This is a genomic window from Streptomyces sp. NPDC058457 (assembly GCF_042720695.1).
Lineage (GTDB): Bacteria > Actinomycetota > Actinomycetes > Streptomycetales > Streptomycetaceae > Streptomyces.
Genome location: NZ_JBHXLU010000087.1, coordinates 19425 through 38445, shown reverse-complemented (window position 1 = coordinate 38445; position 19021 = coordinate 19425). Strand labels below are relative to the sequence as shown.

14 protein-coding genes are annotated in these 19021 nt (G+C 73.3%); 4 read left to right on the top strand and 10 right to left on the bottom strand.

Annotated features, from left to right (window positions below; translation table 11 throughout):
• Positions 1–470: 470 nt before the first annotated feature.
• Positions 471–3980 (top strand): SCO5717 family growth-regulating ATPase, encoded by a 3510-nt coding sequence (locus tag ACFWPS_RS42705; RefSeq protein ID WP_383716398.1) that lies wholly within the window; start codon positions 471–473, stop codon positions 3978–3980.
• Positions 3981–4054: 74 nt separating this feature from the next.
• Here the strand turns inward: ACFWPS_RS42705 and ACFWPS_RS42700 are convergent, their stop codons facing one another.
• From ACFWPS_RS42700 to rimP, 9 genes are all read right to left on the bottom strand, one after another.
• Entirely contained in the window at positions 4055–5005 is a 951-nt protein-coding gene (locus ACFWPS_RS42700) for a bifunctional riboflavin kinase/FAD synthetase (RefSeq protein ID WP_383716395.1), read from the bottom strand.
• Between the two features lie 118 nt (positions 5006–5123).
• Positions 5124–8831, bottom strand: a complete 3708-nt coding sequence (locus ACFWPS_RS42695) for a trypsin-like peptidase domain-containing protein (RefSeq protein WP_383716392.1) — start codon at positions 8829–8831, stop codon at positions 5124–5126.
• A gap of 350 nt (positions 8832–9181) precedes the next feature.
• Positions 9182–10087 carry a tRNA pseudouridine(55) synthase TruB gene (gene truB / locus ACFWPS_RS42690; RefSeq protein WP_383716389.1) on the bottom strand — a complete coding sequence of 302 codons (906 nt, stop codon included), beginning with the start codon at positions 10085–10087 and terminating at the stop codon, positions 9182–9184.
• Positions 10084–10545 carry a 30S ribosome-binding factor RbfA gene (rbfA, locus tag ACFWPS_RS42685; RefSeq protein ID WP_383716386.1) on the bottom strand — a complete coding sequence of 154 codons (462 nt, stop codon included), beginning with the start codon at positions 10543–10545 and terminating at the stop codon, positions 10084–10086. Before rbfA ends, truB begins: the two co-directional genes overlap by 4 nt.
• Before the next feature lie 66 nt (positions 10546–10611).
• Positions 10612–10905: a DUF503 domain-containing protein gene (locus ACFWPS_RS42680; protein ID WP_046732584.1), complete on the bottom strand. Its 294-nt coding sequence runs from the start codon at positions 10903–10905 to the stop codon at positions 10612–10614.
• A 350-nt stretch (positions 10906–11255) separates the two neighbouring features.
• The gene (infB, locus tag ACFWPS_RS42675) at positions 11256–14375 is read right to left on the bottom strand and encodes a translation initiation factor IF-2 (RefSeq protein ID WP_383716383.1); all 3120 of its coding nucleotides are present in this window, start codon (positions 14373–14375) and stop codon (positions 11256–11258) included.
• Positions 14376–14529: 154 nt separating this feature from the next.
• A complete protein-coding gene (locus tag ACFWPS_RS42670) occupies positions 14530–14799 on the bottom strand; it encodes a YlxR family protein (protein WP_350792162.1) in 270 nt (89 codons plus the stop codon).
• 146 nt (positions 14800–14945) lie between these two features.
• The gene (nusA, locus tag ACFWPS_RS42665; protein ID WP_383716380.1) at positions 14946–15932 is read right to left on the bottom strand and encodes a transcription termination factor NusA; all 987 of its coding nucleotides are present in this window, start codon (positions 15930–15932) and stop codon (positions 14946–14948) included.
• A 2-nt stretch (positions 15933–15934) separates the two neighbouring features.
• Positions 15935–16444 carry a ribosome maturation factor RimP gene (gene rimP, locus ACFWPS_RS42660; protein ID WP_383716378.1) on the bottom strand — a complete coding sequence of 170 codons (510 nt, stop codon included), beginning with the start codon at positions 16442–16444 and terminating at the stop codon, positions 15935–15937.
• Between the two features lie 323 nt (positions 16445–16767).
• Here rimP and ACFWPS_RS42655 point away from each other — a divergent pair, with 323 nt between their 5' ends.
• From ACFWPS_RS42655 to ACFWPS_RS42645, 3 genes are read left to right on the top strand one after another with little or no spacing between them, the layout of a single operon-like run.
• Complete coding sequence (locus ACFWPS_RS42655; protein WP_383716375.1) at positions 16768–17295, top strand: hypothetical protein; 528 nt, start codon at positions 16768–16770, stop codon at positions 17293–17295.
• Entirely contained in the window at positions 17292–17810 is a 519-nt protein-coding gene (locus tag ACFWPS_RS42650) for a ferritin-like domain-containing protein (RefSeq protein ID WP_383716373.1), read from the top strand. The genes ACFWPS_RS42655 and ACFWPS_RS42650 overlap by 4 nt, the downstream gene beginning before the upstream one ends.
• 23 nt (positions 17811–17833) lie before the next feature.
• A complete protein-coding gene (locus ACFWPS_RS42645) occupies positions 17834–18730 on the top strand; it encodes an aminoglycoside phosphotransferase family protein (protein WP_383716370.1) in 897 nt (298 codons plus the stop codon).
• Positions 18731–18819: 89 nt separating this feature from the next.
• Here ACFWPS_RS42645 and ACFWPS_RS42640 read toward each other — a convergent pair whose 3' ends face one another.
• The gene (locus ACFWPS_RS42640; protein WP_383716367.1) at positions 18820–19020 is read right to left on the bottom strand and encodes a ferredoxin; all 201 of its coding nucleotides are present in this window, start codon (positions 19018–19020) and stop codon (positions 18820–18822) included.
• Position 19021 lies beyond the last annotated feature (1 nt).

Below are 19021 nucleotides of genomic sequence, written 5' to 3'. Positions count from 1 at the left end.
CAGACTCCTGCGCCGCTTCCATCCGCGCGCAATGTCCCTTTTTCCGGGGCGAGTTCGCCCGTTTCCTCCCTGCTCACGCAAACACGGCCTCACCCTGCCCCCTCGCGCGTCACAGGGGAGTCATGGCCAGGGCGGGCAGGATGGCAGACGCCAACTGGTACCCGAACTCACGGCTCTTGCCCGTTTTGTTCATCGGTTGTTCGGCAATGCGAAGGATCCGCACACCACTTCCGGACAGGGTGTGACCAGGCGGACCTCGGACGAGAGGCGGACGGGCCTGCCGAGGTGCGGCTCGTGGTGATTAGGCTGGGAGGGGGGCGCGACGTCCGGACTGTGAACAGGACGTCGGTTTCCCGAGGGGGAGAGCCGGTGGATCGGACTACCTCACACGAATACGGATGCTGAGAACGACACGACATGGTCGTCGCGCCGGAACGGCATGAGGGTGCTCGACCACACCAGGAGGAACTGTGAGCAGCGATCGGGACGGGATCCGCGGGGGCTGGGCCACACCCGGCGATGACCAGCCCGACGCGGAGTCCCTCAACGAGATGACGGGCGAGTTCACGATCGACTACGCGCCGCCCGCCTGGTACACGCAGAACGCGGCCGACGGTTCCGGTCCGGCGGCCGGCGGTCCGGGCGCCGGTGCGGACTCCGCAGGCACGCCCGGCGCGCCCGGCGCCGTGAGCGGGCCGGGCGTCGGTACGGGTGCCGGTGCTACGGGCGCCGGTACGGGTCCTGCCGCGCCGCCCCGTTCGCCGTTCCCGCCGGGGACCCCGATTCCCGGGCTGACCCCTCCTCCGCACGCCCAGCAGGGGGGTGGGAGGCCCGGTCCCGGGCTGCCCTTCACGCCGCCACCACCCGCTCCGCCGACGTCCGGTCCGGGCGCACCTTTCACACCACCGCCGACGTCGGCTCCGGGCGCGCCGTTCACCCCGCCGCCCGCGTCAACGCCGGGGGCTCCCTTCACCCCTCCGCCTACCGCCACACCGGGCGCGCCGTTCACGCCGCCGCCCGCGTCAACACCGGGGGCTCCCTTCACCCCTCCGCCTACCGCCACACCGGGCGCGCCGTTCACGCCGCCGACGGCTTCGGGACCGACCGCTCCGACGCCGGGTGCTCCGGCCACGCCGCCGCCCGTTGCGACGCCCGGTGCGCCCTTCACGCCCCCGCCGGCGTCAACTCCCGGAGCGCCGTTCACCCCGCCGCCCGCGTCAACACCAGGTGCTCCCTTCACCCCTCCGCCTACCGCCACACCGGGCGCGCCGTTCACGCCGCCGGTCCCGAGCGCGGACGCCGGGGCGCCGGCCGCCTCCCCCACGGCACCGTTCATCCCGGCCGCCCCGGTCACGGCGCCGTTCACCCCGGCCGCCCCGCCCGCCGGCGGCCCGGCCGCCGTACCTGAGCTGCCGGTCGGTTTCGAGCCGCAGCCGGTCACCGCCGAGGAGCCGGCGCCGGAGCCCGAGCCCGAGCCGGACAACGGCTACCTGGAGAGCGGCGCGACGATGCGGTTCTCCGCGGTCGCGATGAAGCGTGATATGGCCGAGGCCGCCGAACAGGCTGCCGCCGAAGAGGCGGAGGGGGAAGCCGAATGGGAGGCCGACGTCGTCGCGCTTCCGGTGAGCTCCGGGGTGGAGCCCGAGGACGCCGACGAGGAGGCCGCCGAGGCGCCTGAACCGGCCGCGTCGGCCGACGTGGCCGCCGAGGACGAGGACGGGTATCCCCGCGACGAGTTCGAGGCCGCCGACGGCGACGCCGAGACGGAAGCCGACGGTACGACCGAGACCGACGAGCCCCTCCAGGAACAGGAAGCCGTCCCGGCGGACGACTCGGACGAGGGCGAGTCCCAGTCCCAGGACGCGGCCGTCGTCGACGCCCAGGACGACAACGACGACGAGCCCGGCCCCGAGGCCGACGACGCGGTAGCCGCCGTGGAGCCGGTCGAGCCGCCCCAGGACCCACCCGCCGCCGCACCTCAGGCCGCCGTACCCGCGGCTCCGGTCCCGCCCCAGGACCCGCCCCCGGCTCCCGAGGACGCCGTGCCCACCACCTGGGCTCCCCCGCCGACCCCTCCGGTGGTGGTCCCGCCGCTGCCGCCGTCGTACCAGCCCGCGACCCCCGCGCCCGCCGCCCAGTGGCCGGTCCAGTCGGCCGCACCGGAGCCGGCGCCCGGACAGCCGCAGCCCCAGCCCGCCGCCGCGCAAGGTCCGCAGCCGTTCCAGCCGCAGGCGCCGCAGCCCGCGCCCGCCGCCTGGAACCAGCCCGCGCCCCCGCAGCCCGGCCAGCCGTACGCCCCACAGCCCGCCGCGCCCGACGCCCAGGGCGGCTACGGATTCCCGCAGCCGGGCGCCCCCGTCCAGCCACCGCAGCCATCGCAGGCACCGCAGGCACCGCAGGCACCTGGCGGTTACGGCTTCCCGCAGCCCCCGGCGCCTCCGGTCCAACCCGGCGCTTACGGCTACCCGCAGCAGCCCCAGCCGCCGCAGGCCGCCCCCCAGGATCCGCGCGCCGCACAAGCACCTCAGGCACCGCAGAACCCGCAGAACCCGCAGGCACCCGAGCCGCAGGCTGCCCAGCCCCAGCCGCCCGTCGACCCCCGTGCCGGTGCCGCCTGGCCGCAGCCCATCCAGCACGACCAGCGGCAGATGACCAACCCCGGTGCCGCGCCGCTGGGTTACACCGCCGCCGTGGAGCTGTCCTCCGACCGGCTGCTCAACAACAAGAAGCAGAAGGCGAAGAGCGGCCGGCCCACCGTCGCGTCCTCCCGGTTCAAGATCGGCGGGAAGAAGGAGGAAGCCGAGCGGCAGCGGAAGCTGGAGCTGATCCGCACTCCGGTGCTGTCCTGCTACCGGATAGCGGTGATCAGCCTCAAGGGCGGGGTCGGCAAGACCACCACGACCACCGCGCTCGGCTCCACGCTCGCCACCGAGCGCCAGGACAAGATCCTCGCCATCGACGCCAACCCGGACGCCGGCACGCTCGGCCGCCGGGTGCGCCGCGAGACCGGGGCCACCATCCGCGACCTGGTCCAGGCGATCCCGTACCTCAACTCCTACATGGACATCAGGCGGTTCACCTCGCAGGCCCCGTCCGGCCTGGAGATCATCGCCAACGACGTGGACCCGGCCGTCTCCACCACGTTCAACGACGAGGACTACCGGCGCGCGATCGACGTGCTGGGCAGGCAGTACCCGGTCATCCTCACCGACTCCGGCACCGGCCTGCTGTACAGCGCCATGCGCGGGGTGCTCGACCTCGCCGACCAGCTGATCATCATCTCGACGCCGTCGGTCGACGGGGCGAGCAGCGCGAGTACGACGCTCGACTGGCTGTCCGCGCACGGGTACGCCGACCTCGTGTCGCGGTCCATCACCGTGATCTCCGGGGTCCGCGAGACCGGCAAGATGATCAAGGTCGAGGACATCGTGCAGCACTTCGAGACGCGCTGCCGGGGTGTCGTGGTCGTGCCCTTCGACGAGCACCTGTCCGCCGGTGCCGAGGTCGACCTCGACATGATGCGGCCGAAGGTGCGCGAGGCGTACTTCAACCTCGCGGCGATGGTCGCCGAGGACTTCGTACGGCACCAGCAGATGCACGGCCTGTGGACCAGCGACGGCAACCCGCCGCCGGTCGCCGCCCCGCCGATGCCCGGCCAGCCCCTGCCGAGCCAGCAGTACTACGCACCCGGCCAGCCGCAACCGTACGCGCCGGGCCAGCCGCAACCGTACGCGCCCGGACAGCCGTATCCGCAGCAGCAGCCGTACCCGCCGCAGCAACAGCAGCCTCCGCAGGGACCGCCGCAGCAGGAGCTGTACGGCCAGCCCCAGCCCTACCCGCAGCAGCCGGGACAGCCGCAGCCCCCGCAGCAGCAGCCTGGCTACGGCTACCCGCAGCAGCAGCCCCAGCCCCCGCAGGCCGCCCCGCAGCAGCCTCAGCAGCCGCCCGAGCCCCCGCAGGGGCAGCCGCCGCAGCAGTAGCCGAAACGCCGAAGGGCGGCCGATGCCTCACCGCACCGGCCGCCCTTCGGCGTACTGCCGAGTCCTCTGCCGGATCAGGCGTCCTCGGCCGCCACCAGTTCCCGGCAGCGCTTGACGTCCTCGGCCATCTGCTCCAGCAGGGCGTCGAGCGAGTCGAACTTGGCCTGGCCGCGGACATAGGACAGGAAGTCGACGGCGACGTGCAGGCCGTACAGGTCGAGTCCCACCCGGTCGATGGCGTACGCCTCCACCGTGCGCTCGGTGCCGTCGAACTGCGGGTTGGTGCCGACGGAGATCGCGGCCGGCATCACCTCGTCCTGGGCGTACAGATAGCCGGCGTAGACGCCGTCGGCGGGGATGGCGGTGTGCGGGAGCGTCTCCACGTTGGCGGTGGGGAAACCCAGCTCGCGGCCGCGCTGGGCGCCGCGCACGACCACGCCCTCCACCCGGTGCGGGCGGCCCAGGATCTCGCGGGCACCCGCCATGTCGCCCTCGGCGACCAGGCGCCGGGTCAGGGTCGAGGAGAACGGCTCGCCGCCGCCCGCCTCCCCGCGCACGAACAGGTCGACGACCTCGACCTCGAAGTCGTACACCGTGCCCTGCTCGATGAGGAACTCCACGTTGCCCGCGGCCTTGTGGCCGAAGCGGAAGTTGGGGCCCTCGACGACGGCCTTGGCGTGCAGCTTGTCGACCAGGACCTTCACCACGAAGTCGGCGGCCGACAGCTTCGAGAACTCGGTGGTGAAGGGGAGGATCAGCACCGCGTCCACGCCCAGCTCCGCCATCAGCTCGGCGCGGGTGTGGTGCGGGGCGAGCAGCGGCGGGTGGCTGCCGGGTCGGACGACCTCGCTGGGGTGCGGGTCGAAGGTGACGACGACCGCCGGGATGCCCAGTTCACGGGCGCGGTCCACGGCATGCCGGATGATCAGCTGGTGACCGCGGTGCACCCCGTCATAAGAACCGATGGTGACGACGCTGCGCCCCCAGTCCTCGGGGATGTCCTCCAAGCCACGCCAGCGCTGCACTGTGACCGCTCCTCGAACCTGTGTCCGTTGTCCCTCTTACGCAGGTCTAAGGGTGCCATGTTTGCCGGACCCGTCTGACACCGGCACGGTCGCTGTGACCGGGCGCACGTGTCCGCGGTCACGCGGGGACCCGTACGCCCGCCAGGTTCCCGAGCATCCGCCGGGTGCTCGGGCCGACCACCGCGGCCCATTCCTGCGGGGTGTCGGTGAGCCAGCGGGCCATCAGGGCGGCGAATCCGGGCACGTGCCGGCCGAGGTCGACCAGTCCGCGGTCGAACAGGGTCGCCCCGTCCGGGGTACGGACGAGCAGCAGCCCGGTGCGCCTGACCAGCTCGCGCATCCCGTCACAGTCGTCCTCGCGCTGTGCGGCGGCCGCGTGCAGCAGCGCGTCGAGGACGCCGGGGTCCCGTTCACGGTCGAGCAGGAACCCCAGGAGCTCCTGGCGCAGCGGTCGCGAGGCGGGGGTGCCGGCCGCTCCGAGTACGGTCGCGAGGGCCGCCCGGACCGGCTCGGGGCCGTCGTCGAGCAGCTCGGTGACCAGCGGCAGGAGGACGGTACGGGCCTCGGCGCCCTGGTCGAGGCGGCGCTCGACGAACCCGGCCACCTGCCCGGCGAGCTCCGGCCGCAGCTCGGCGGCCTCCAGGACCAGCTCGGTGACCCGCTGGGCGAGCGCGGGTGTGGTGACGTGGGTGAGAGTGCGCAGCACCTGTGCGGCGTCCGGTCCGCGCAGCCGGGCACGGAAGGCCTCAAGGACCTCGTCGGGGTGGGTGACCAGGGCGGGGACCAGGGCGGCGGGCGTGAGCTGATGGTCGCCGGTGGCGAAGTGCCGTAGCGCCTGCGGGAGATGGCGGGCGCGGGTCACCGGGTCGCGGACCAGCAGGGCGAGGGCGCCGCCGTGCAGGGTGCAGTCGGCGGGGCGGGCCAGCAGGGCGAGCGCGGTGTAGCGCAGCAGTTCGCGGTCGGGGTCGCTGCGGACGTGCGGGGCGGTGCGCAGCCCGTGGGCCATGGCGGCCACCCGGCGGGCCGGCCGCTCGTCGTGCGCCCAGCGGTCCACTGCCCGGCACACCGCCGACGGCTCGTCCTCGGCGAGTACGGCGAGCAGTTCGTCGCCGCGCCGGTGCGCCGCGTCCACCAGGACCTCGGTCAGGTCGTCCAGGGCCCGGTGCCGATGGGTGTGCAGCAACGCCTGGGCCGCCGTCGCCACGGTGGCGTGCGGCATCGCGGGCAACGGCCGCTCGTCGTCGAACCACCGGGTGAGATACGGCTGTACGGCAGTGGGGTCGGCGACCAGCAGCCGGGCCACCGCGTCCAGGTAGCGCGGGGCCGCGCCCTCGGGCTCCTCCACCGCCGGCCGGGGCGGCGGGCAGGTCGGCCGGGCTCCGAAGCGGCCGATGCCCGCGGTCTCCGGCAGCGGCTCGTCGGCGAGCACCAGCCTGCGCAGCAGATCGAAGCGGTCGGCGGCCGGAAGGGCGAGCCCGGTCCAGAAGTCCGGCCCGAACTCGGGCGGCGCGGTGTGCTGTTGGCCCACCACGCGGTCGGCGAGCAGCCGCAGCACCCCGGTGTAGGGGGTCGCGTCGGGCAGCCGCAGCAGGGTCTGGGTGAGCAGGCGCGCGGCCCACCAGGAGCCGGGGTCCAGGTCGAGTGCGTGCACCAACTCATCCAGCCGGGGCGCGAGTTGGATCGGCCCGTAGTCGCGGTCGAGCAGCAGCAGGGCCTGTACGACCGGGCCGACCCGGTGGTGCGGGACGGGCAGGGGGTGGGCGCCCAGGGGGGTGCGGGGGCGGTGGACCAGGGCGTGCAGGGCCTCGTCCAGGTCGAGGTGCATGCCCTGGATCCAGTCGGCGAGTTCCTCGTGGGCGAAGCGGTAGCCGCCGCCGGCGGGCACCAGAAGGCCCTCGGTGAGCACGGCGGAGGCCCAGCCGGAGCCGCCGCCGAGGTGGGCGGGGACGGGGCCCCAGGGGAACACCGCTTCGAACGACTCCCGGTCCAGCTCGCCCTGCCCGGGGCCCAGGCTGCGCCGGGCGGCCTCGTGCACCTGCCCGGAGACCCGGGCGGCGAGGCGTCGTACGGCCGTACCGCGCAGGCCGTTCTCGGCGGCCAGGCGGACCGCGATGCGCAGGCACATCAGGTCGAGGTAGGCGGCGAAGACGTCGTGCCGGTCGATGGGGCTGTCGACCGGTCCGTCCGGGAGGGCGGCGCGGACCTCGGAGAGCAGGCGCAGGGCGAGGGGGTGGCGGGCGTCGCGGTCGATGAGGGCGCCGTCGGGGATGCCGTAGCGGGAGCGGGCGCGGCGGGCCTCGTCGGGGGTGAGGTCGGTCAGCCGGATGCACGGGGGGTCGGCGCCAGGGCCATGGTCATGGCCGTTGCCGCTTCCGTGTCCGCGCAGGAGGTCGGGGGGGAATTCGGCGCCGGCGCGCTCCCAGTACTCCTCCCTGCAGGCCACGAGCAGGCGGGCGCCGGTGTCGCGCAGCCAGTCCGCGGTGCCCTCGGTCCAGGCGGGGAGCCGGTGGGCGAGGACCGGGGGCATCTCCTCGGGACCGTCCAGCAGGAGGAGGAGCGGGCGGCCGGCGCGGGCGGCGAGGCGGGCCAGCCGCTCCACGGTCAACTCACCCAGGTCGCCGGGGAGTTGGGAGCGGGAGGCGGCGACGATCCGGACCGCGCGTTCCAGGGAGCGGCGGGCTGCGGAGGCGACGGAGTCGTCGGCGTCCTTGAGGTCGGCGCCGCGGAGCCAGAGGGTGGGGGCGGGGTGCGCTTCGCGGTTGCGGCGGGCGGCGAGGGCGGCGAGTTCTGTGGTGCGGCCCGTTCCGGGGGCGCCGACGAGGGCCAGGACGGTCCCGGTGACGGTTTTGGTGCCGGTGGCTTCGGCGAAGGCCGACAGGTCCTTTGAGATGGCCGATCGTTCTACGGGTTGTACGGGGTCGGTGTATTCGCCTGCGAGTGCCGTGAAAGGTGGTGGGGCGGCTGCGGGTGCGTCGTGGCTGGTCGCGCAGTTCCCCGCGCCCCTTTGGGGCACTCCGGTGCGGGGGGCTGACATGCGGGGGGCCGGGCGGCCGACGTAGCCGGCCAGGGCTCCGGGGGGGCCGTCCTGGCCTACCGAGGTCGCGGTCAGTTCCAGGACTCCGGCCAGGTTGAGGTCGATGCCGTACGCCGGGACCGTGGCCGCGTTGGTGGCCAGCAGGTCGGCCAGGGGGCCGCTGTCGGGGTGGTGGAGGGGGACCGCGAAGCCCACGTCTCGCTGGCCGGACTGGAGGGCGGTGCCGAGGACCGCCAGGACCGCGCCGGTCTCCGCGTCGAGGACCGGGCCGCCGGCCGCCCCGCCGCCCAGTCGCAGCGCGTCCCGGCCCGCCGTGCCGATCGCCAGCTCCAGGGCGTCTTCGAGGAGATGGAAGCGGTCGGTGGCGGTGTACGTCACCTGAGTCGCGGCCAGTACCCGGGCCTCGCGCCAGCGGTCGGCGGCGATGCGCACGTAGGTGCCCGCCGGGATGCGTTCCCGTACGGTGATCGGGAGCGGGTCCACGGCCAGGCCCTCGGTGCGGACCAGGGCCAGGTCGAAGGCGGGCAGCGGGACGACCGCGTCCGAGCCGACCACGCAGGTACGGTCCCCGGCCGCGTGCAGCACGATCCGGGCGAGGCCGTCGACGGCCTCGTGACTGGTGATGAGCGTCCCGTGATGATCGGCCAGGAAGCCGGTGCCGCGCGGGCGCCCGGCGAGGTCGCGGACCCGGACCAGCCGCTCGTCGGGCCCCGGTCCCGTCTCCTGCTCCGCCTCCCGCGTACCGTCCGCCGTCCGGCGACCGCCCCCGGTCCGCGGGCCGCGTACCGCCATGATCGAACCTCCCCGCCCGTACATCCGTGCCCAAGGGCGGCCTGTCCGGCGGACCCAGCCGCAGACGCGGGCTGTGGCACGCGCATCTGCCGCGTTGCAGTCACCGCCGATTTCCTGCGACTGGATCCGCCGGACAGGCCCTTGTCTTCGACCGTAGGGGCGAAATGATCAGCGGGACAGAGCGGGCGGTGAACGCGCCCCCCTCTGCTCCCCCGGTTCACTCCGAGCGCCTGCTCGGTCGGGTGAATAGCCCGGGGCGGGTGGATACACCCTAGGGGTGGGGGAACCGAGGGGGGACCGTGGAGCGGCGGCGGCGCCAGACCCCGTGGTCGCCGCTCCACGGGCAGGGCTCAGGAGAAGACGGCGAGGCTCTTCGCCTTGCCCTTCTGCTCCTCGACCAGCGCCAGGAAGCGGCCCTCGGGGTCGAACACGGCGACGGGGCCGGTGCCCGTGTACTCCTCGGGCATCTCCAGGCGCACGCCGTTGGTGAGCAGGCGGGCCCGCCTGGCATCGACGTCCCAGCGACGGAACGCGGCCCCGGCCGCCTCCGCGATCGGCATCACGGTCAGCTCCTGCTGGAGCTGGTCGAGGGTGCGCGCGGAGTCCAGCCTGTACGGCCCGACGCGGGTGCGGCGCAGCGCGGTGAGGTGGCCGCCGACGCCCAGGTCGGCGCCGAGGTCGCGGGCGAGGGCCCGGATGTAGGTGCCGGAGGAGCAGACGACGGAGACGACCAGGTCAAGGACGGGAGTGCCGTCCTCGGCGACGGCGTCCCGGACGTCGTACACGGCGAACGACGAGACGGTCACCGGGCGGGCCGGGATGTCGAAGTCCTCGCCGTCCCGGGCGCGCTTGTACGACCGGACACCGTCGATCTTGATGGCGCTGACCTTGGACGGCACCTGCATGATGGCGCCGGTCAGCTTGGCGATGCCGGCGTCGACGGCCTCGCGGGTGACCTTGGAGGCGTCGGTGGACGAGGTGAGCTCGCCCTCGGCGTCGTCCGTGATCGTGTTCTGGCCGAGGCGGATCGTCCCCAGGTACTCCTTCTCGGTGAGGGCGAGGTGCCCGAGGAGCTTCGTCGCCCGCTCGATGCCGAGAACGAGGACGCCGGTCGCCATGGGGTCGAGAGTGCCGGCATGCCCGACGCGCCGGGTGCGGGCGATGCCCCGCATCTTGGCGACGACGTCGTGCGAGGTGAAGCCCGACGGCTTGTCGACGATGACAAGGCCGTCGGGCGGGGTGGGCTTGCTGGTCATTCGGTGGCGTCGTCCGTCTCGTCGGCCTCGTCTTCCGCACCCGGCTTCTTGTACGGGTCGGCCTCACCGGCGTAGGCGGCGCCCGCGGAGGAATCGCGGACCTTCTGGTCGGACTGGCGCGCCCGGTCGAGGAGGTCCTCGATGTTCCGGGCGGTGTCCGGCAGGGCGTCCGCGACGAAGGCGAGGGTCGGCGTGAACTTCACGCCGGCGGCCCGGCCGACCTCCGACCGGAGAATGCCCTTGGCGCTCTCCAGACCGGCGGCGGCGGCCTTCCGCTCCTCCTCGTCGCCGTAGACCGTGTAGAAGACGGTCGCCTCCCTGAGGTCACCCGTGACCCGGGTGTCCGTGATGGTGACGTGGGTGCCGAGCCGCGGGTCCTTGATCCCGCGCTGCAGCTTCTGGGCCACCACCTCTCGGATGAGGTCCGCCAGCCTCTTAGCCCGCGCGTTGTCGGCCACTGGTCCGTCTCCCGTTCTTTCTTCTTGTCGTTCTCAAGGTCTGGTCGTCGTCGCCGTGGAAGCGTTCTAGTCGTCGTCGCCGTGGAAGCGCCGTCGCACGGACAGCAGCTCCACCTCGGGGCGGCCGGCGACCAGCCGTTCGCACCGGTCGAGGACGTCGGTCAGGTGCGCGGCGTCGCCGGAGACCATGGCAAGGCCGATGCCGGCCCTGCGATGAAGGTCCAGGTGGTCCACCTCGGCCGCGCTCACGGCGTACTTCCGCTGGAGTTCGGCGACGATCGGGCGGACGACGGAGCGCTTCTCCTTGAGCGAGTGGATGTCGCCGAGGAGGAGGTCGAAGGACAGGGTCCCCACGTACATGTATGTATCCGGTTAACCCGCCGGTACGGGATCGATGGCCCTGTCAGGAACGGTACCCCGTCCCTGCCGGGGGCTCGACCGACTTTCCCCAGCCGTCACGGGGCTCCGCCAGGGGCTCGGCCCCGGACCCCGGCCTTCGCCCACCCACCACCCGATTCGGTGAGCTGAAAAGGCGCCCCTTCAGGCGGTGCCTTCTCGGTCGACCGAGTCGGGTGGTGGGTGGGCGAGGTCGGGGTCCGTCACGGAGCCCCGTGGCGGTCACGTCCCGGCCCACCGAGTCAGGTGGGCGGGCGGGAAAAGTGCCGGCCGACGGTACCGAAGTCCCGTCGGCCAGCTACCAACCGTAGGCCTTACACCCGCGGCTTCTCGCGCATCTCGTACGTCGCGATGACGTCGTCGATCTTGATGTCGTTGAAGTTTCCGAGGTTGATACCGCCCTCGAAGCCTTCGCGGATCTCGGTGACGTCGTCCTTGAAGCGGCGCAGGCCCTCGATGTTGAGGCTCTCCGCGATGACCTTGCCGTCGCGGATGAGGCGCGCCTTGGTGTTGCGCTTGACCTCGCCCGAGCGGATGAGGACACCGGCGATGTTGCCCAGCTTGGACGACTTGAAGACCTCGCGGATCTCCGCCGTACCGAGCTCGACCTCCTCGAACTCCGGCTTCAGCATGCCCTTCAGGGCCGCCTCGATCTCCTCGATCGCCTGGTAGATGACCGAGTAGTACCGGACGTCCACGCCCTCGCGCTCGGCCATCTGCGCCGCGCGGCCGGCCGCGCGGACGTTGAAGCCGATCACGATGGCGTCGGAGCCCATCGCCAGGTCGATGTCGGACTCCGTGACCGCACCGACGCCGCGGTGCAGGACGCGGATGTCGACCTCTTCGCCGACGTCCAGCTGGAGCAGGGAGGACTCCAGGGCCTCGACGGAACCAGAAGCGTCACCCTTGATGATGAGGTTGAGCTGCTGGACCTCGCCGGCCTTGAGGACCTTGTCCAGGTCCTCGAGGGAGACGCGGCGCGTGCGCTTGGCGAACGCGGCGTTGCGCTCACGGGCGGCGCGCTTCTCGGCGATCTGTCGGGCCGTACGGTCCTCTTCGACCACCAGGAAGTTGTCGCCCGCACCCGGGACGTTGGTCAGGCCCAGGACCTGGACCGGCGTCGACGGGCCGGCCTCGGCCACGTTGTTGCCGTTGTCGTCGAGCATCGCCCGGACACGGCCGTACGCGTCGCCGACCACCATCGTGTCGCCGACCCGCAGCGTGCCTCGCTGGACGAGGACCGTCGCCACGGCACCGCGGCCGCGGTCGAGGCGGGACTCGATCGAGATGCCCTGCGCGTCCTGGGCCGGGTTGGCCCGCAGGTCGAGCGAGGCGTCCGCGGTCAGGACGACCGCTTCGAGCAGCTCGTCGATGTACAGACCCTGCTTGGCGGAGATGTCGACGAACATGGTGTCGCCGCCGTACTCCTCGGCCACCAGGCCGTACTCGGTCAGCTGACCGCGCACCTTGGTCGGGTCGGCGCCCTCGACGTCGATCTTGTTGACCGCGACGACGATCGGGACGTCGGCCGCCTTGGCGTGGTTGAGCGCCTCGACCGTCTGCGGCATGACGCCGTCGTTGGCCGCGACGACCAGGATCGCGATGTCGGTCGACTTCGCACCACGGGCACGCATGGCGGTGAACGCCTCGTGACCCGGGGTGTCGATGAAGGTGATCCTGCGCTCTTCGTCGTTGACCTCGGTCGAGACCTGGTAGGCACCGATGTGCTGGGTGATGCCGCCGGCCTCGCCCGCGATGACGTTCGTCTTGCGGATGGCGTCGAGCAGTCGGGTCTTGCCGTGGTCGACGTGACCCATGACGGTGACGACCGGCGGGCGGACCACCAGGTCCTCCTCGTCGCCCTCGTCCTCGCCGAACTCGATGTCGAAGGACTCGAGCAGCTCGCGGTCCTCCTCCTCGGGGCTGACGATCTGGACCGTGTAGTTCATCTCGCCGGCGAGGACCTCAAGGGTCGCGTCGGAGACGGACTGCGTGGCCGTGACCATCTCGCCGAGGTTCATCATGACCGCGACGAGGGACGCCGGGTTGGCGTTGATCTTCTCCGCGAAGTCGGTGAGCGACGCGCCGCGGGAGAGACGGATGGTCTCGCCGTTGCCGCGCGGCAGCATCACGCCGCCGACGCTCGGGGCCTGCATGGCCTCGTACTCCTGGCGCCTCTGCCGCTTCGACTTGCGACCGCGACGCGCCGGACCGCCGGGACGGCCGAAGGCGCCCTGCGTGCCACCACGGCCGCCGGGACCGCCGGGACGACCGCCGAAACCGGGACGACCGCCGCCGCCACCGCCACCGGGACCGCCGCCGAAGCCGCCGCCACCGCCGCCGGGGGCACCGCCGGGACGACCGGCGAAGCCGCCGCCACCGCCCGGACGGGCGCCACCGCCGCCGCCACCGGGACGACCGGCGAAGCCGCCGCCGCCACCGGGACGACCGGCGCCGCCGCCGGGACGACCCGCACCGGCGCCGGGACCGCGACCGCCGCCGCCGGGGCCGGGACGCGGGCCGGCAGCGGGACGCTGCGGCATCATGCCGGGGTTCGGACGCGGACCCGCGGAGCCGCCGCCGGGACGCGGACCGCCCTGCGGGCGGGGCATGCCGGACGGGCTCGGACGGGAACCGCCGGGAGCCTGCGGACGCGGACCGCCGCCCTGGGCGCCGGGCGCCTGCGGACGGGGACCGGCGCCGGGGGCACCGGGGCCACCCGGGCGCGGACCGCCCTGCGGGCGCGGGGCCTGCGGGCGGGCCATGCCGGTGGAGCCACCGGACGTGAAGGGGTTGTTGCCCGGACGCGGACCGGCCGGACGGGCACCGCCCGGACGGGGGGCGCGCTCACCGGGACGCTGGCCACCGCCCTGGCCCGGACGGGCCTGGCCCTGACCGGGGGCGGGACGACCGCCGGGACGCGGAGCGCCCTGACCCGGACGGGCACCGCCGCCCTGCGGACGCTGGCCCTGCGGCGCGGCGGCCGGGCTGGGCGCCGCGGCGGCCGGAGGCGCCGGCGGGGCCGTGAACTCGGGCGCGGCCGGAGCCGGACGCGGGGCGGGCTTGGGACCCGGACGCGGGCCGGAGGCGGCCGGCGCGGGGGTGACCGGAGCCGGAGCCGGAGCCGCGGGCGCCGCCGAGGCGGCGGGCGCGACCGGGGCCGCGGGCTGCGGGGCAGCCGGGCGCGGGGCCGGCTTCGGGGCAGCCGGACGAGCCGCCTGCGCCGGAGAGGGCGCGGCGGGCCTGGGCGCCGCCTTGCGGGGGGAGGGCTTACCGCCGCCCTGGAAGGCGTCGGTCAGCTTGCGTACAACGGGCGCCTCGATCGTCGAGGACGCCGAACGGACGAATTCACCGAGTTCCTGGAGCTTGGCCATGACGACCTTGCTCTCAACCCCGAACTCCTTGGCGAGTTCGTATACCCGGACCTTAGCCACTTCGCTCCTTTTAGGTCCGGGTGCGTCCGGACCGTTGCTACTTCATGGGCGTACTCATCGCGTGCTCATCGAGTGCTCATCGCAATCTCGACCTACTTCCAACTCGCGGGGTACCAGAGCCGCACGGACGTTCCGTACGACGCTTCTTACGGTGTTACTGCTCGACGTACCGGCGCAACGCCTTTACGTCGAGCGGACCCGGGACGCGGAGCGCCCTCGGAAGTGCCCGGCGGCGTACCGCCTGGTCCAGACAGACCTGGGCGGGGTGTACATATGCACCCCGGCCGGGCAGCGTACCGCGAGGATCGGGGACGCATTCGTCCTCGACCGCCACGATCCGCAGCAGTTCGGTCTTGGCCGCTCGCTGCCTGCACCCCACACAGGTGCGCTCAGGGCATGCGCGGGCACGCGTCCGGCCAGACACTGCTAAGTCTACCTCCCCGCACCGACCTCACCCCTTCGGGGCAAAGATCGAACGGCTGTTGTCGTAATCCAAGCGACCTGCGGCTTGGAACTATTCCCCTCGTCCGGGTGAACCCCGACCGAGGGCGGCATCATCCGCCGGGTGATCTACTCGGGCACCTGTTCGGTGTCCGGGCGGATGTCGATCCGCCAGCCGGTGAGCCGGGCGGCGAGCCGGGCGTTCTGTCCCTCTTTGCCGATCGCCAGCGACAGCTGGTAGTCCGGCACGGTGACCCGGGCGGACCGGGACGCCAGGTCCACGACCTCGACCTTGGAGACGCGGGCCGGGGACAGCGCGTTCGCCACCATCTCGGCCGGGTCGTCCGACCAGTCGACGATGTCGATCTTCTCGCCGTTCAGCTCGCCCATGACGTTGCGGACCCGGCCGCCCATGGGGCCGATACAGGCGCCCTTGGCGTTCAGACCCGAACGGGTGGAGCGGACCGCGATCTTCGTACGGTGACCGGCCTCGCGGGCGATGGCGGCGATCTCGACCGACCCGTCGGCGATCTCCGGCACCTCCAGGGCGAAGAGCTTCTTCACGAGGTTCGGGTGCGTACGGGACAGGGTCACGGACGGACCGCGGACACCCTTCGCCACCCGTACGACGTACGACCGCAGCCGCAGCCCGTGCGCGTAGGTCTCGCCGGGCACCTGCTCCTGCACCGGCAGGATGGCCTCCAGCTTGCCGATGTCGACGAGCACGTTCTTCGGGTCGCGGCCCTGCTGGACCACGCCGGTGACGATGTCGCCCTCGCGGCCGGCGTACTCGCCGAGCGTGGCGTCGTCCTCGGCGTCGCGCAGCCGCTGCAGGATCACCTGCTTGGCGGTGGTGGCGGCGATCCGCCCGAAGTCCGACGGGGTGTCGTCGAACTCGCGCGCCTCCTGCCCCTCCTCCAGGTCCTCGGGGTCCTCCTTCGCCCACACGGTCACGTGTCCGGTGCCCCGGTCGAGCACCACGCGCGCGTGGCGGCGGCTTCCCTCGGTGCGGTGGTAGGCGATGAGGAGGGCCGACTCGATCGCCCCGACCAGCAGGTCGAAGGAGATCTCCTTCTCCCGAACCAAGCCCCGCAGGGCGCTCATGTCGATGTCCACGGCTACGCCTCCTCCTCTTCCGTCATGTCCTTCTTGTCCTTGCGGTTGAACTCGACCTGCACACGCGCCGTGCCGATCTCGGCGAACCCGATTCTGCGGCCGGTGGCCTTGCGGCCCTTGACGCCGGGCACCTCGAGGTCCAGGCCCTCGTCGTCGACGTCCAGGATCCTGGCGACCAGTTCCCCGCCCTCGGCCAGCTGGAACCTCACCAGGCGGTCCACGGCACGCAGGTAGTGCCGGTGCTCCGTGAGCTGGCGCTCCGCACCGGGGGTGCCGACCTCCAGGGTGTACTCCCCCTCGCCCATCGCGTCCGTCTCGTCCAGCCTGGCCGAGAGCTCACGGCTCACATCGGCGATCTGGTCGAGGTCCGCCCCGGCGTCGGAATCGACGACGACACGCAGCACGCGCTTTCGTCCGACGGAGTCCACGGCGATCTCTTCGAGATCCAGTCCCTGGGAGGTGACGAGCGGTTCCAGGAGCTCTCGCAGCCTCTCGCTCTGGGTGGTGCTCATCCGGGTGACTCCTCGGCCGCGTGTGCTGTTGTGGGATGGATCGCGCGTCTGGTCAAAGGGTATCGGGTCGCGGGGGGTGTTGCGTCCGGGTGCCTGCGGTGGGAGGGCCGTTCGCCTACGGGGGTGGGGGCCGGTGGTGTGCGGGCGGGTGCGGGTTGGTTGTGGCTGGTCGCGCCCACGCGGCGGAGCCGCAGACTGATACAGCCCCGCGCCCCTTCGGGGTTGTCGCCGAGGGCGTCGAGGCGGTGACGTCAGTCGTGGGTATGCGCGGGTAACGTGATCACGGCGGAGTGCATGTCCGCCCGTGTGTTCGTACGAGCCCCTTGAGGACGTCTGCCGTGTCGTTCCCCTCGCTGTTGCGAAGAAGGAGCCTGATCGTTTCGGTGGCCTCGGCTGCCGTGCTGGTGGGCTGCTCCGCTGATCCGGACTCCGCCGGGAGTGATGGGGGTGGGAGTACGTCGGTGTCCGAGCGGGTACGCGCACGTGCGGCACGGGACAGTCGGGGGCTGCTGCGGCAGTACGACGCCGTCCTCGCCGCCCATCCAGGGCTCGCGGCGCGGTTGCGGCCGCTGCGCGCGGAGGTGGCGGCACATGCGGCGGCGTTCGAGGAGGGCACGGCCTCGCCCACGGCGACCGGCTCGCCGTCGGCCACGGCGTCCCCGTCGGCCTCGCCGACCGTGCCCGCCGACGAGAAGTCAGCGCTCGCCGCGCTGGCCGCCGCCGAGCGGAGCCTCGCCGACCTGCGGGCCAAGGCGCTGCTCGACGTGCCGGGCGAGCTGGCGCGGCTGCTGGCCGGGGTGTCGGCGGCGGGCGCCGGGCACGCGTACCTGCTGACGAAGGGTGACCAGTGAGCGACGAGGCGAAGGCGGGCCTGCTCAAGGCGCTCCAGGCGGCGCTGGCGGCCGAACACGCGGCGGTGTACGGCTACGGCGTCGTCGGCGGCCGGATCGGCGGACAGCGGGTGGCCGAGGCACGCTCGGCCTACGACGCGCACCGGGCCCGCCGGGACGCGCTGGTCCGCGAGGTGCGGGACCTGGGCGGAGCGCCCGTCGCCGCGAGCGCGGCGTACGCGCTGCCGTTCGCCGTCACGGACCCGGCGACGGCCGCACGGCTTGCCGCCGAGCTGGAGGGGCGGGTGGCCGACGTGTACTCCGACCTGGTCCGGGCGTCCTCCGGCGAGCGGCGCGGCTCTGCGGCCGGGGCGCTGCGGGAGGCCGCGGTGCGGGCGGTGCGCTGGAGCGGGGAGAGCGTAGCCTTCCCTGGGCTCGCCGAGCGGGCGGGTTCCGGGGCGACGGCCGGTGGGTCGGCCTCGCCCTCGGCTTCGACCTCGGCTTCGACCTCGGCTTTGGCTTCGGCGACTCCCTAGAGCTGGAAAGGAACGACTCGCGTATGGCTTTCGAACCGCCGCGGCGCCTGGTGAGGGCGCTCGGTGAGACGGCGCCGGACGGTGACGAGTGGCTGGAGAAGCTGCCAGCGGCGGTGGAACAGGCCGTCGCGCTACGCGAGTTGACCGTCGAGCGGGTGCAGGTTCCGGGCGGGCGCAGCAGTGTGGTGCTGCTGGTGCGGCGGGCGGACGACACGCCTGCCGTGCTGAAGCTGGCGCCACGGCGGGCCCGGCCGGAGAGCGAGGCGGCGGCGCTGGCGCACTGGGGCGGGCTCGGTGCGGTGCAGGTGCTGGAGGCCGACGGGGCCGCGGGGGTGCTGCTCCTTGAGCGGCTGCATCCGGAGGTGTCGGTGCGGTCGCTGCCCGAGGCGAAGGCGCTGCTGGAGGCGGCGGGGACGCTTCGGCGGCTCTGGGTGCGGCCGCCGGAGGAGCACGTCTTCGAGACCGTGGCCGAGCGGACGGGGCGGCAGGCCGCGGCGATGGCCTGGGCGGCCGGCGACGCCGAGTTGGCGCCGTTGGTGGCGGCGGCGGTCGCGGCCCGGGAGGAGTTGCTGGCCGCGCCGCCCGAGCGGCGGCTGCTGCACGGCACGTTCCGGCAGAGCAAGGTGCTGGCCGGGGAGCGGATGCCGTGGCTGGCGGTGGGCCCGGATCCGGTGGTCGGGGAGTGTGCGTTCGATCTGGCGCGGCTGGTGCGGGACCGGGTGGAGGATCTGATCGCGTCCCCCTCCGGGGCGTCCATCACACGGCGGCGGATCAAACGGCTTGCGGAGTCCTTGGAGGTCGACCAGGAGCGGCTGCGGGGGTGGACCCTGTTCCGGGCGGTGGAGTCGGGTGTGCGGGCGCTTCGCGTGGGGCGGCCGAGGGATGCGGAGCTGTTGCTTGAATTCGCCGGGTGGGTTTGACGGGTTCGGGTGCGCGTTCGGTGGGGGCTGGTCGCGCCCACGCGGCGGAGCCGCACATTTGATACAGCCCCGCGCCCCTGACGGGGCGCTCAGCCTTCCCTCAGTTTCAAGGCCAGGACGGGACAGTCAGCCGCTGCTCGGCGGGCTCGTCTCCTCGTGCGTGGGGGTATGGGGCGGCCGTCGACCAGTGGGTAGCCCCATTCGTCGAGGGTGATGTGCTCGGGAAGCAGCTCCGCGCACAGGCCGTGGCCCTGGCAGGACGTCCAGTCGATGGTGATGTGCTGGTCCATG

Coding starts and splice junctions, on each gene's coding strand:
- ACFWPS_RS42695 (WP_383716392.1), bottom strand. CDS start 8,831: ATGGCGGTACGCGGCCCGCGGACCGGGGGCGGTCGCCGGACGGCGGAC.
- truB (WP_383716389.1), bottom strand. CDS start 10,087: ATGACCAGCAAGCCCACCCCGCCCGACGGCCTTGTCATCGTCGACAAG.
- ACFWPS_RS42680 (WP_046732584.1), bottom strand. CDS start 10,905: ATGTACGTGGGGACCCTGTCCTTCGACCTCCTCCTCGGCGACATCCAC.
- rimP (WP_383716378.1), bottom strand. CDS start 16,444: ATGAGCACCACCCAGAGCGAGAGGCTGCGAGAGCTCCTGGAACCGCTC.
- ACFWPS_RS42645 (WP_383716370.1), top strand. CDS start 17,834: ATGGCTTTCGAACCGCCGCGGCGCCTGGTGAGGGCGCTCGGTGAGACG.
- ACFWPS_RS42640 (WP_383716367.1), bottom strand. CDS start 19,020: ATGGACCAGCACATCACCATCGACTGGACGTCCTGCCAGGGCCACGGC.